The following is a 13,696-nucleotide window of genomic DNA, read 5'->3' on the forward strand; positions in this document are numbered from 1 at the left end:
CCCTGATGGCCTTTTGCTGAGGACCTCCATTATTAACAGCATTTCGCAGACATGGCACACCTGGTGGGCTAATGAGCGCTTTAATTACAGCCTGCGCACACTGATCTCCTTGCTTGGGGTCGTCATCCCTTGTTGGTATTTTCAGGCGATGGATGCGGTGACGCCCATGGTGCTTGGGGTGATCGCTGCCGCGTTGTCGGAAACCGAAGATAGCTTTGGAGGCAAGTTACGTCAGACCACCATGATGCTGTTCTGCTTTGCTCTGGCGTCGTTTTCTATCGAGTACTTATTTGATCGGCCCTGGTTGTTCGCAGCAGGGCTCTGCATCTCCAGTTTTGGTTTTATTATGTTGGGGGCGATTGGTGGGCGCTATGCCAGTATCGGTTTTGCGTCACTGTTGCTGGCGGTCTATACCATGCTGGGAGCGCACCTTACGCAGGATCTGCTTAGCCAACCAGTATTGTTATTGTTGGCCGCAGGTTGGCACCGAGGACTGTCTTTAATTTGGCATGCGTTATGGCCTAACCAATCGGTGCAGCAGGGGTTGGCACGTGTCTATCGTAAGCTGAGAGTGTACTTGCAGTTGAAAGCTCGGCTGTTTGAACCTGTCAGCGGTTTCTCTTCCCATCAACGACGGTTGGATTTAGCGCGCTTTAATAGTGAGCTGGTGACCGAGCTTAACCAGACCAAGGATAACTTGCTTAATCGGGTGAGGCAGGGGAGATCAGGGCAAGCAGCTTACCGTTTTCTCAAACTCTATTTTGTTGCTCAAGATATTCATGAACGGGCGGCGTCTTCTCATTATCGCTACGATGAACTTGGTGAGACGTTTCGGCATTCCGATATTTTGTTTCGCTTTCAACTGTTAATAAATCGCCAAGCAGGTGCGTGCCGTAAGTTGGCGAAGGCGATCCTGAATCGTAAGCGTTACGAACATGATGTTGAAGTGACACAAGCACTCGATGATGCCAAGCAATCACTTAATTACCTGCGCAGTCAGATGAACCCAGAATGGCGCGTTCAGCTGGCATCATTAAAGTTCTTATTAAGAAACCTGTCGACGATTGAACATCAGTTAGCCAACTCGAACAACCCTGATGTTGAGACTGATAACGATATTAGCCTCAAGGATTATGAAGCACACACTCTCGGTGAGATGTGGCGTCGGTTGTGGGGCGCGATGACGCCAAAAGCGCAGGTGTTTCGTCATGCGGTACGCTTGTCGCTGGCGCTCACACTGGGCTATGGCATAGTTCAGGGGTTAGGTTTAGAGCGCGGTTACTGGATCTTGCTAACCGTGCTGTTTGTTTGCCACCCGAACTTCAGTGCCACCCGTAAGCGGGTGAGTGAGCGAATGGCCGGCACCGTGGCTGGCTTGCTGATCGGTGTCCCCTTGCTTTACTTGTTTCCTGGACAAGAGGGGCAGCTGGTATTGATGTTGATATTTGGTGTTGCTTTCTTTGCGACTCGAACCCTGCATTATGGTGTGGCGACCACCTGTATAACCCTGTTGGTATTACTCTGTTTCAGCCAGTTGGGAGAGGGCTTTGCGGTCATATTGCCGCGTCTGGGAGACACTTTGGTGGGCTGTCTGATCGCAGCGTTGGCGGTTCGCTATATTCTGCCTGATTGGCAGTCGAGGCACCTGCTTGGAAAAATGGCAGCGGCAGTGGATGCCAACCGTGGTTATCTTAGTCAGGTGATCGCGCAATATCGGATCGGCAAACGGGACAACCTTGCTTATCGTAGCGCCCGCCGTGCAGCGCATAACCGTGATTCCGAGTTGTCGGCAGCTATTAGCAGTATGTTGAAAGAGCCGGGACGTTTCCGTAAAGCGGAGAACGAGAGCTTTCGCATGTTGGTACTAAATCATGCCTTGCTCGGCTATATTTCGGCGTTGGGCGCGCACCGTAATCGTTTGGGTGATCACCAAGTACATCTGCTGGTAAATCAGGCTCATGATTCTATTTATGACCGTCTCGAGATTGTCAGCCAGATTTTAAGTCATACGGTCCAACTGCCTATCCAAGAGGTGGAAAGTGGTCTGGAGCTTAGATTAGGACGGTTACGAGATAGTGGCGATGATGTCACCAGCATGGTGTTACAGCAGTTATTTATGATCCATCGAATGCTGGATGAGATGACCCAGCTGGCGATGGAGATTGCAGGGTGTGATCAGCGTACCCCAACGGTAGATACGGCTGAGGTTAACGTTTCTTAAACTGACTGATTTTTTTACATGTCAGTCATGGTTATGTTTTATTGTTAAGTTTAAAAATTTGATTTATATCAATTTTTTATTTTTGGTCTGTTTTTTGCCTTTAACTAACACGGTTATTGTTTGGCTCAATGTTAGCCAAAAGCGTTGTTTTGATAGGCAAAGGAAAGGACTGAAATATGAATATGCTGAAAAGATATGCAAAAGCAGGATTGGCCGCGGCTGCCATTTTTTTCTCAGGCTCTAGCGTTGCTAGTGTGATCACGCCAGACGCGGGTTGGTACGGCTTCTGTTTCGGTGATGTGGGCAGTTCAGCCTATGAAGGCTGTCAAAATCAGGGTGTTGGTACTGTTGGTAACATCATTGAATTGACGCTAACTGATGCAGCTTGGTTGAAAGTGACTGATGGCTTCAATATCGGCGATATGTTCGATGTTTATGTTGATTCCGCTTTAGCATTCACTACATCATTGCCTGGTCAAGGCTCCGAGCTTGTTGATCCTGATGCTCTGTTTGCCAGTGGCTATTACAGTGCAGGTAGTATGCTTTTGGAAGCCGGTAGTTATGCTATTGAGATCTTCGCGGCGGCATCACCTTTTGGCGGCGGCGGTGCCTATGTTGAAGTTGAGTCAGCTGTTGCTGTGCCAGCGCCAGCGACCCTTGCTATTCTTGGTTTAGCCCTTGGCGGTCTTGGTTTTGCGAGACGCAGCAAGTCATAGTTAGTTCTTGCAAAAAAAAAGCCCTGCGCATTCGCAGGGCTTTTTTTGTCTATTTCTTTTGGCGCGGCAATTCGATGATCCTTAGCGCTGACTGTCGTTTTAATCTGTGCTGGAGGCGACAGACTGGTTACGTCCCTTAGCTTTGGCGATATACATCGCTTTGTCGGCATTGCTTAACAGACTTTCCAGTGATTCTTTCCCATCAAAATCCGCATAACCTAAGGATGCGGTAATGGTTTCATTTAATAGTTCGATATGAATAGACTCGATAGCGTGCCTGACCCTTTCTACTAATCCTTGAGCTTGCCGCTTATCGACTTTCGGCAAAAGGATAATAAACTCTTCTCCTCCATAGCGAGCGACATGATCAACAACTCGGGCGCTGGCAATCAGTTGACTGGCTATGGCTTTAAGGACTTTGTCGCCCATGCTATGACCATATTTGTCATTGATGGCTTTGAAGTGATCGACGTCGAGCAGTACGACAGTGAATGTTTCATGGTAGCGTACAGCACGCTCCCATTCCTGCTGAAGTAACTCCAGAATATGCCGGCGATTGGCAATGCCAGTTAATTCATCTGTGCGTGCTGCCAGAGCTTGCAGCTTTCTTGCTCGACGGTTAATGACGAGCTGCCAGGTTAAAATAGTAGCGATAATAAGCAGGGCGAGGATAAGTAATCTGAACTGCTCTCTATGGGCGGCTGCTTGCTCCAACTTCGCTTCTTTAACTTCATTTTGAGCTTGAAGCAGTTGGTTCTGTTGAACTTGGATCTGTGCGTTAAATTTGGCTTCCATGGCGGCGACTTCACGGTTCAGATCTTTATCAAAAATCATTTCGTTTAGTTCGAAACGCTTTTTCAAATGTAAGTAGGCGTCGCGGTAGGCTTGCTCGTTGTAGGCTAGTTCAGCCAGTAATTCATAACTGACCTCTTGTCCTGATAGGGTATTGTTCCGTGTATAGATCTCTGCGGCTTGTTGGGCGAAAGGGATCGCCTCTTTTGTTCTCTCCATGCCGTGAAGGTATTGCGCTTTATTTAATAAGGACTTTGCGATCCCTTCTGTATCGTCATATTCAAGAAACACCTCATGTGCTGACGTCGCGGCTTGCAGGGCGGCTTCAAAGTCCCCTTGCTTAGATTCAATTTTGGCGATCTGCATATCTGCGTAAGCGACGCCGAGCTTGTCATCTCCTTTAACTGACAAGGCACGAGCTTTGTTGGCGAATGTCAGCGCTTGCTCTAAGCGATCCATGTTGACGAGGGTGTTGGCAATATTATAAACGGCGATGGACTGCCCAATGATGTCACCTTGCTGGCTCAGTTCTTCATCAACCAGATGGTAGTATTGCAGCGCTCGATCGTATTGCTTCATATAGCCATAGGTGTTACCCATGGCGTTCATCAGTTGCAGGCGAAAGTGCTTATCGTCTTCGCCACTTTGTTCAAACAGCTCAAAGGCGCGGGCGACATCTTCAATACTTTTTGCGTATTTCCCCTGATAACTGAAAAGTTGCCCTCGGGAGGAGTAAACCCACGCACTTTGCAGCTTTAAATCGTGTTGTTCGGCAATCGATATGAGTTTGTTGTAGATAGATAGCGCCTGCTCGATCTTTCCTCGTCTTTCTAATGATCGTGCGTAGCAGCTTTCGATCTGTACGTGATAGCTTTCGTTACCAGGCTTTTGGATATCCAGTTCAGCGCTTTGGTAGATAGCTGTCACACGGTCGTAATTACTCATTACCATGAAGGCAATGCACTGTTTGGCCAGCACTTGTAGACGAGTTTCGTCATCTAAAGGCCGTGCCAGATAGGCGTCAGCTTGTTGTATCGCTAATTGCGGATCGGTTTCGACAAGCAGTTTCAGCTGCTCAATATCTGGTTTTGCATCCGTTGCGTAGGTCGCACTGCTGACCACGGCAATCAGTAGCGTTAGCATGGTGAGCAGGTATCGAAGCATGGGTGAACCTAATGTTGGCCTACATGATGCAAATAGATTTGGGTTGTACGGAAACGTCGCGGGAGATCAAACTTTATCCATTGCGTTCCGCTTATCGTCCACTATTTTCATGCTGTATTTTACACTTTCTGTGCTGATTGTCTGTTCCGCAGAGAACAGACAATCAGATAAGTCGCGCATTAACTTTCGGCTATGCCAATGCTTCAGTGTAGGTCAGTGGGGCAAAGAGATAGTAAATCTGACGCCGCTGTTATCAGACAAGTTCTCCGCATTTGCTTTACCCTGATGATGTTCCACTATCAGCCGAACAATATGTAAGCCTAAACCTAAGTGAGTGCTGTCGTCTGCGGCTTTTTTGTCTCGCATGCTCACCATATTGTCGAATAACTGATGTTGCATCTTTTTGGGTAGCAGAGGCCCTTTGTTCTCGACGCAGATAAGAATTGATTTTTCAGTGCGTTGAAGCGTAATGAGTATCTCACTCTCTATCGGTGCAAAGCCGACCGCATTGTCGACGATCTTATCCATCATCTGGACGATAAGCTCGGGGGATATCAGTGCCACTAAGGGGGGGGTATCTGTTTGCAGATTGATCTTATGGTTCTGATAAATATCGTTATATGCTGCTGTTAACTCTGTGAACATGATCGCCAGATCTAATTTTTCCATCTCAGCGTCACCGTGGCTAATGCTTTCTTCTAAACGGCTGGCTTCACTCATTGCCGTTAATAAGTGGCTAAGCCGGTTAGCGCCCTGTTTAGCGCGCAGTTGGTACATCTGACGATCGCTTTCATCTGTGCTCTTTGTCGCCCGTTCATCGGCTTGCAGTGTCAGGTTGTCCAACGAGGAGTGCACTACCGCCAATGGTGTTCTTAACTCATGGGAAAGTTTTCTCGATAAGGTTTGTAAATAGTCAGTGTATTGCTGGACGCGCTCTAACAGTTCGCCATAACTGCGGCTGAGATCACCGATCTCATCGTTGGCACGACTGATCTGGAAGCCCCGCGTTTTCGAGTCGCCGTTGAATTGACCATTGCTGTCGAAAACCTGCTGGGTGGCTTGATTGAGCTTTCTAATTCGCCAGCTGAGCCAACTGGCATAGCCAAACAGGCCGCTGGCACCGATGAGCAGCGCTAGACTGCTAGCTAAGAAGAGCCGCCCGAACGCTCGATCTGTCAGCGATAGATAGCTTTCGCTGCTTTGCTCTAATACCAGGACGCCCGCGGTCACTCCTTTTGGTGAGGGGATTGGCAGCGCGACGCTCAGCAGACTGCGATCTTGTTGGCTGGACTGTTGATACCAGCCTTTGGTTATATGGCCATCTTGGGCTTGAGAGAGATCACTGGTTTGCCATTGGCCAAATAGGGATGATTCGTTCTTTGGTGGCATTGGAGGGCGTTGTAGTATGGCTCGATACAGTGCCCGCAGTGCGCCGTGGCTTGGCGCAGAACCACTCGCCTGATAGCCACTGAGATCGATTTCTCCAGCTGTCGCCCGTTGCCATCCTTGGTTATCAACAACACGCATCTCTAATCCTGCGTGGGTAAATAGCTCTAATGCCTGGGTTAGTCTAATGTTTGTGGTGATCAGTCGTGGCGGGAGTGACTGAGCGCTGAACTCATAATGACTTAGATGCTGTTGCGCTGATGCTAATGGTGATGCATTTACCAAATAGAGCCCTAATCTGCCGTTGACGAGTGATAGCGGCATAGATAGCTCGATATTGTAACCTTTGCTGGTATCTAACCAATATCCGGCAATCTCTCTTTGGTAGCGAGTGCGGTTGCCTTGTTGGTAGCGCGCAATCATCTCGCCGGGAGCGCTGGCTGCGAGCAGATAGTCACGGCCATGACCGTTGCGGATCACCAGGTGATCACCGTTATTTGCTGTACCGCGGGTAGGATCAAAATACAGCCGTTGACGATCTTCAACTTCTAACAGCATATAAAGACGATCTTTGCGGGTAAATAGTCTCAGATTGGCGGCAAAATCATCATGTTGCAGGCGTCTGACGGGCATGCTCTGCCATTCGTCAGGGTAGCCATCCATGATGATCCGCCAAGGTCGTTCAGGTGCAAACAGGGAAGGATGGTCAGTTTGTTTCTTAACGGGATCAGCGTCGCTCTCTAAAACTGTGCTTTCGTGTTGATAGGTTGGCGTATCTAATTGCCAGTCTTGTTGCGCTAATAGTGCCACCACGGCCTGACCTGTGGCTTCTAATGCCTGCAGCTGGCCGGCTCTCAATGCGGACTCGGTCTCTTTCACGTATTGGCAGCCTGCCCACGGGAGGGCCAACATAAACAGACTGGCCACCAGCAATTGGCGTTTTAACTTCATGACGCCGTGCGCCAGCGGTAGCCCATGCCATATGCGGTTTCTATGGCATCAAAGGAGGGGTCAATCTGCTGGAATTTCTTGCGGATCCGTTTGATATGGGAGGTGATGGTATTGTTATCGAGTACCACATTAGCGGCATCCATTAGCTGCTGACGATTGCGAACATGGCCGGGATGCTTTGCCAATGCATGGGTGATCCAGAACTCGGTCAGCGTCAGGTCGATCATTTGGGTTTGCCACAATACGGTCATCCGTTCGCTGTCGATATTTAGATCGCCACGAACTAATTGAGCGTCGGGTTGAGTCGGCTTCTGTAAGGCATCGATGCGGCGAAACAGGGCAACGATACGAGCGAGCATATGCGGCAAGCTGATATCTTTGGTCAGGTAGTCATCAGCACCTAAACGCAGGCCGGAGATCACGTCCAGCTCGCTGTCGCGGGCAGTGAGAAAGACAATGGGGAGTGCGGGTGCCAAGCTGCGCAGATCACGGCAAAGATCAAAGCCGCCTTCCACCTCTTCTCCTAGTCCCACATCGATGATCGCGAGATCTGGTAGACGTTGACGAAAGGCGTCTAATGCTGACAGTCGGTCGCTATATATTTTGACTTGATAGCCCATGCGTTCCAGCGCATCCCGATAGTTTTCTGCTATCGCAATTTCATCTTCTACGATAGCGATTTGGCGACCCATGCAACGACTCCCATGCTTGTTGATTGGCTCTATTAAACCAGAATTCCGTGTGAACCCAAGAGGTTGCCACAATTCGTCATAATGTTTCACTAGTTTGCCACCAGAACTGCCGGGAACTGCCCCTTATTACTGCCTAAATAGCATCAGGATCAAATTACGGAGTACGCAGATGCTGAGGTCAAACCTTCCCCCCCATCAGGTCATTCTTGATCGGCCATTGCCTTTAAAACGGCGCCACCCTCAAGTCAGTGGTCAGTTGTTCCATCGCGAGGTGGTTTCTACACCTTACAAGACAGCGAAGCGAGTTCTGGGATTTGTTGTCCTTGCGGGGGCCGCCGTGGTGTTGCTGTTGACGCTTGGCCGCGCCGAAGCAGCATCGATGGCAGGGCGCACGTCGACACCTGTTGGGCAGTCGGCGATATCAATTGAAGGAGATATGGATGGCCAAGCCGGGGCCTCGGCAGGCAGTGGCGATAGCTTGCCCGTAGTGTCAGCGCCCCGTTTGAATGAAGATGATATCAAGGCACCGCAGCTGATGTTGCAGCAACCGGGAAGATTTACCCAAGCGGTGATGTTGAGTTCGGAACTGGATCTGGATGTCAGCGGCATGATAGTCAAGGCGACGTTAAAGCAGCGCTTTAAAAATACCACTGACGATTGGCTGGAGGGGATCTATCTATTGCCCTTGCCTGAGAACTCTGCAGTGAACCGGATGACTATGCAGGTAGGGGATCGCATTATTGAAGGTGAGATAAAAGAGAAGCAGCAAGCTAAACAACTCTTTGAGCAGGCGCGTAAAAGTGGCAAACGCGCCAGTTTATTGGTGCAAAGGCGACCTAATATGTTTAGCAACAAGGTGACGAACATTGCCCCGGGTGAAGAGGTGGTTGTCACTATCAGCTTTTTGCAGCAGCTCGATTATCGTGATGGTGAGTTTCAGTTGCGTTTTCCTATGACCATTACCCCCCGATACTCCCCTGGGGTGCCTTTGGCTGATATCCCGGCGGAGGAGACCAACGCCAGTGTAGATCTGAGTGGTGATTTTAGTTGGGCGTTGCCGACGACGCAGGTGCCTGATGCTGTGCAGATATCTCCTTATATGTTTTCCCGCCAAGAACAGCAGGAGAAGCTGCTTAATCCGATCCAGATCCGAGCAAATATTGATCCCGGCATGCCGCTTGCTGCTTTGACTAGTGATTCCCACCAGTTAATAGTCAGTGAGCGCGAGGGGCAATATCGTGTGGGTCTGACATCGCCACAAGTCAGCATGGATCGTGACTTCTTACTGCGTTGGCAACCAAAACTCGGCAGTGAGCCGAAAGCAGCCTTGTTTACCCAAGAGGTGGATGGTGATAGCTACGGGCTATTGATGTTGATGCCTCCCGCTAATGTGAAGTCTGCCGACGGCCAAGGAGGCCCTCAGAGTGGGCAGGCGATGGCGAAAGAGATGATTTTTGTTATCGATACTTCCGGTTCCATGGCGGGTGAGCCGATCAGGCAAGCGAAACAGAGCTTAATGACAGCACTGACCTGGTTGCGGCCACAGGACAGCTTTAACCTTATCCAATTTAACTCCAGTACCAGTATGCTGTTCCCACAAGCGATGCCAGCGAATGATGCGGCATTGCAACATGCTCGTCAGTATGTGCAGCGCTTGGATGCTGGTGGTGGTACCGAGATGATGTCTGCGCTGCAAGCCGCATTGAATAATCAAAGTCAGGGAGATGAACAGGGTAGGAATGCCGTTCGTCAGGTGGTGTTTATTACTGACGGCTCAGTAGGCAATGAGCAGGCACTGTTCCAACATATTCACCAAAACCTTAGTCATAGCCGGTTATTTACCGTAGGTATTGGTGCCGCGCCCAATAGTTTTTTTATGCGTAAGGCCGCCGAATTCGGTCGTGGCAGTTACACCTATATCAGTAATGTTCAGCAGGTACAGGGACCAATGTCATCGCTGTTCAAACGTTTATCCTCACCGGTTGCCGACGGTATTCAACTGCAGTGGCAACAGGGTATTGATGCCGATGTTTATCCTCGCCGTATTCCAACTCTCTATCTGAACGAGCCGTTACTTATCAGTTTCAAAGCGAACAAGTTAGATGGGCAACTAGTAATTTCTGGTCATACCGCGAAAGCCCCTTGGCGCAGAGAGTTAAATTTGGCACGCAAGGGCGGCAGCGACGGTGTATCGACCCTATGGGCGCGTTCCAAAATAGAAGCTTTGATGGATGAGAAAGTCGCAGGAGCAGACAAAGATGAGATACGCGAGCAGGTGCTATCTGTCGCGCTCACTCATCAATTAGTGTCCTCCTATACCAGCTTTATTGCTGTTGAGAAAACGCCCGTAAGGCCCATGGATCAGCTGTTGACTAAGGCGCCTGTTCCAAATGTACAACCACAGGGGCAGGCAGCGCAGAGTTTTGCCGTGCCTAAAACCGCCACCGGCGCCGATTTTAAATTGTGGATTGGTCTACTGGTTTTTCTCTGTTCACTATTTGTGTTGATGCGTTTGAACCAGCAGCAGGAGCGCTCAGATAACCTGGAGGCTATCTGATGAGCATATTGACTAAGAGCTTTAAACTCGGGGTGTGTTGCATCGCATTGGCTGGGCTACTGATGGTCAGCGATGCTGTTTGGATCAAAGCTAAGGCGCAGTTAGCTCAGTGGCTTATCGCCAGTGCGTGGGATGAACCAGAGGCTAAATCTGATGATGATATTTCAAAACGTCCCTGGCCATGGGCTGATACTTGGCCTATGGCCAGATTACAGATCCCACAACTGGGTATCGAGCAGTTTGTGATGGCGGGACTGGATGGCGAATCTCTGGCATTCGGGCCGGGAATGGCCGTGAACACTCAGCTTGAACAGGGGATGATGATTGCTGGACATAAAGATACCCACTTTGATTACTTGCAACGCTTGCGTCCCGGAGATCGTGTGCGGGTTCAGTTACATGGAGAGCGTTTGCTGGAATTTGAGGTGAGTGGGGTGGGGGTATTAGATCTTGGGCAGGGAAATAATCAATTGGTCGTGGCACCTTCTGAGCTAGCTTTGGTGACCTGCTATCCATTTGGTGTCCAGGTAAGTGATCCGCAATTACGCTATCTGGTGACAGCTAGAAGGTTAGAGTATGTAGAGCCGCTGGCGGTGGCAGGAGTGTTAGATAGCCTGGATCGCAGCTTTGTTAACGACTCGCGCGAAGATCATCCGTTGCATCAGTGGTTGCAAAGTAGAGCCGTTAAAATGTAGCTCACTTGCGGGTGGGCACTTCAATGGTAAATTGAGTGCCCCCTTGCTTTCTGCTGCTGACGGTGATGACGCCATGGAGTCGCAAACTCACCAAATTGTACACCAGATAGAGGCCTAAGCCAGTGTGGCCAGTACTGCGCTGCGTGGTATAGAAGGGTTCAAAGACTCTGGGGAGCGCCGCTTTATCCATGCCTAAGCCAAAGTCCTGATACTTAATCACCAGATTCTTGTCTGTATGACTAACAGATATGTTCACCTTTCCATGCTTATGGCCCGGATAGGCGTGATGTGCACTGTTATATAACAGGTGGATCAGTGCCGAGGATAACGCGTCTACATCGCACTCTAATATCAGTGCTTTGTCGCATTGAACATCGAGTTCCAGCTCCAGTTCTAAATCATCCTTGATCCGGAAATAACTCGATTGAATGACCTCCCAAATGGTCAGTGATTGCCAGCGACTATCCTCTTTTTCAAACGAGTTGGATTTAAAAATATCCACCAGGCTGGAAGCTCGCTCTAAGCTGCGTAAAATGCTTTCTGCAGCGTCATGTGCGCGAGTGAGCGATTGATTTAGGCGCTTTTTCGATAATTGTGCTTGTAGCAGTTGGTTGGTGAGTGATTGCGTCTCTTCCACTAACATAGAGGCCATGGTGATACCTGCCCCTAACGGTGTATTTAGTTCATGACCAATACCAGCGACCAGACGGCCTAAACTCGCTACCTTTTCTGCTTTATCTAATTTCAGGTGGGCATTTTTTAGTGCTTCGAGTGAGCACTCCAGCTCATGTTGTCGCTCAATCGATTCGAATAGCATCTTTTGCCGATTGATCGCCTGGGATAACTGGATCCCTAGGGCTTCGCCGAACTCGCAAACCAAAACATTCACTTCGGCAACCAGATAGCCAAACACCATGTGTTCAAAAGCAAGTGGGTGAACTAACCAGATGGTGTCGTTGCGACTGGGTGTTCGCCATCTTTGGCCGATATGCTCGGGGAGAAGTTGATCAGTGACGATAGATTTTTGATGCTCAGCCAGCGGGATGACTTCGCCATCAACCACTTGGTGCTGCAGCTTGGCTTCACTGCTATCATCGTCATCAAATAAACAGAGATAGAGCTGGTGAATACCTGCTGAGTCTAGGTTTTGTGCTGCTTGGTCAAAAAGCAGTTTCAGATTGGTATGTTGATATAGTTGCTGATCGAAGGTGAGGCGCTGCGCATGCATGTCCCTGACCAAGATCTGCGCCCGCCGCTGCTTGAGGTATATGGATTCTTTAACTTTGTGGTGCGCGATTTTGGCACCGCAGCTTTCGCGAACAATTGCTTTGCTAGGAATATCTTTGGTGTCGTCTAACTGCTTGCCCGATATCTTCGCTAGCAAGCCTTTGGCGGCCGCTTGACCCATGGCGTAGGCCGGATAGCTGACCGTGGTCAGAGCAGGCTCCATCGCTTCAGCGTATTCGAAATTGTCAAAACCTGTCACCGCCATATCCGTAGGGACGGCTAATCCGCAATCTGTCAGCCCCTCAATGAAACCGTGCGCGCTCAGGTCATTGGCACACACCATCACTTCAGGTAGCGGTTTTCCGCTCTCCACTAGTCCCTTAGCGATGGTTCTTCCGGTACTGCGAACGAAATCACCTTGCAGGATCCACTCGGGATTAAAGGGCACATTGTGCTTTTCCAGCGTATCGCAGAAAGCGTTAAAACGAGCGTTTGCTTCTTCATTGGCCACGGGGCCACGGAGAAAGCCCAATTTGTTGTAGCCTTGTTTGCTAATTAAATGTTTGACCACATCACATATCCCTTCCCGGTTGTCAGCTAACACGGATGGGACGCTGTCGAGTGCGCTGCCTATATTGATGACAGGAAGGTGTTTAAACTGGCCGACTAACTGCTCCGTGGCGTCATTTCCGGCTGAGTAGCCAATGCCACCACCATAGAAAATCACACCATCAGTGGTATGGTCGGGCAAAAATTCGTAGATCCAATTACGAATATTGTTTGCGTCGTTAGGTCCAGGGAGATAACCACCGACAACGGTCAACAGTTCGTAGCCATGAGAGCATAGGTAGTCTCTGGCACCGGCAAGCAGTTCCTGTTCTACTTTGAATACCATGGTTGGAAGAACCATGGTGATAGTTTTGTTTAATTCAGCCAAGTCGCAATTCTCGCATCACAGAGTCAACACTCCGTTTCGACTTTTTGCTACGTTATCTCTTAACAACAATGTAGTTGTTACCCCTGAAATTACGAGCTAGCCATCAGCAGAACCGGTGAGACCGGCTGGATGATATCGAGCGGTTATAAGTGGCTTATGCCGTTATTTTGCTGAGTTAACGTTACCAAATGCACTTTAACTTACCAGTGGTTCTCTGGTAGTTAGTGAGCTTGTTAACACAAAGCTTCATTTTAACGGCGACAGATGTGATTACTCACCCGTTTTTATCTGATCCAATAACCGTGCTTTGGCGTAAAAGTGAATATGGCAACAAATTGTTGACCACGTTGAGCTGAGT

The 13,696-nt window shown here is 49.3% G+C and carries 8 protein-coding genes; 4 read left to right on the forward strand and 4 right to left on the reverse strand.

The features are described 5' to 3' along the window. Positions 1 to 13 precede the first annotated feature (13 nt). Both yccS and DU002_RS08615 read left to right on the forward strand, forming a co-directional pair. Complete coding sequence (gene yccS, locus DU002_RS08610; protein ID WP_199405202.1) at positions 14 to 2,221, forward strand: YccS family putative transporter; 2,208 nt, start codon at positions 14 to 16, stop codon at positions 2,219 to 2,221. Between the two features lie 176 nt (positions 2,222 to 2,397). Beyond that, positions 2,398 to 2,937, forward strand: a complete 540-nt coding sequence (locus DU002_RS08615) for a PEP-CTERM sorting domain-containing protein (protein ID WP_114337964.1) — start codon at positions 2,398 to 2,400, stop codon at positions 2,935 to 2,937. A 99-nt stretch (positions 2,938 to 3,036) separates the two neighbouring features. On the opposite strand, the gene DU002_RS08620 is transcribed toward DU002_RS08615, so the two are convergent. The 3 genes from DU002_RS08620 to pdsR all read right to left on the reverse strand — a co-directional run bounded on the left by DU002_RS08620 (position 3,037) and on the right by pdsR (position 7,922). Further along, complete coding sequence (locus DU002_RS08620; protein ID WP_114337965.1) at positions 3,037 to 4,893, reverse strand: GGDEF domain-containing protein; 1,857 nt, start codon at positions 4,891 to 4,893, stop codon at positions 3,037 to 3,039. 213 nt (positions 4,894 to 5,106) lie between these two features. Beyond that, complete coding sequence (locus DU002_RS08625; RefSeq protein WP_114337966.1) at positions 5,107 to 7,230, reverse strand: ATP-binding protein; 2,124 nt, start codon at positions 7,228 to 7,230, stop codon at positions 5,107 to 5,109. After that, a complete protein-coding gene (gene pdsR / locus DU002_RS08630) occupies positions 7,227 to 7,922 on the reverse strand; it encodes a proteobacterial dedicated sortase system response regulator (RefSeq protein WP_114337967.1) in 696 nt (231 codons plus the stop codon). The genes DU002_RS08625 and pdsR overlap by 4 nt, the downstream gene beginning before the upstream one ends. Positions 7,923 to 8,091: 169 nt before the next feature. On the opposite strand from pdsR, the gene DU002_RS08635 reads away from it, so the two are divergent. Together DU002_RS08635 and DU002_RS08640 are read left to right on the forward strand one after the other, a co-directional pair. Then, positions 8,092 to 10,479: a marine proteobacterial sortase target protein gene (locus DU002_RS08635; RefSeq protein ID WP_114337968.1), complete on the forward strand. Its 2,388-nt coding sequence runs from the start codon at positions 8,092 to 8,094 to the stop codon at positions 10,477 to 10,479. Beyond that, entirely contained in the window at positions 10,479 to 11,174 is a 696-nt protein-coding gene (locus DU002_RS08640) for a class GN sortase (protein ID WP_114337969.1), read from the forward strand. The genes DU002_RS08635 and DU002_RS08640 overlap by 1 nt, the downstream gene beginning before the upstream one ends. 1 nt (position 11,175) lies before the next feature. On the opposite strand, the gene DU002_RS08645 is transcribed toward DU002_RS08640, so the two are convergent. Further along, a complete protein-coding gene (locus DU002_RS08645) occupies positions 11,176 to 13,338 on the reverse strand; it encodes a substrate-binding domain-containing protein (protein ID WP_114337970.1) in 2,163 nt (720 codons plus the stop codon). Between the last annotated feature and the right edge of the window lie 358 nt (positions 13,339 to 13,696).

Source organism: Corallincola holothuriorum (assembly GCF_003336225.1).
Lineage (GTDB): Bacteria > Pseudomonadota > Gammaproteobacteria > Enterobacterales > Neiellaceae > Corallincola > Corallincola holothuriorum.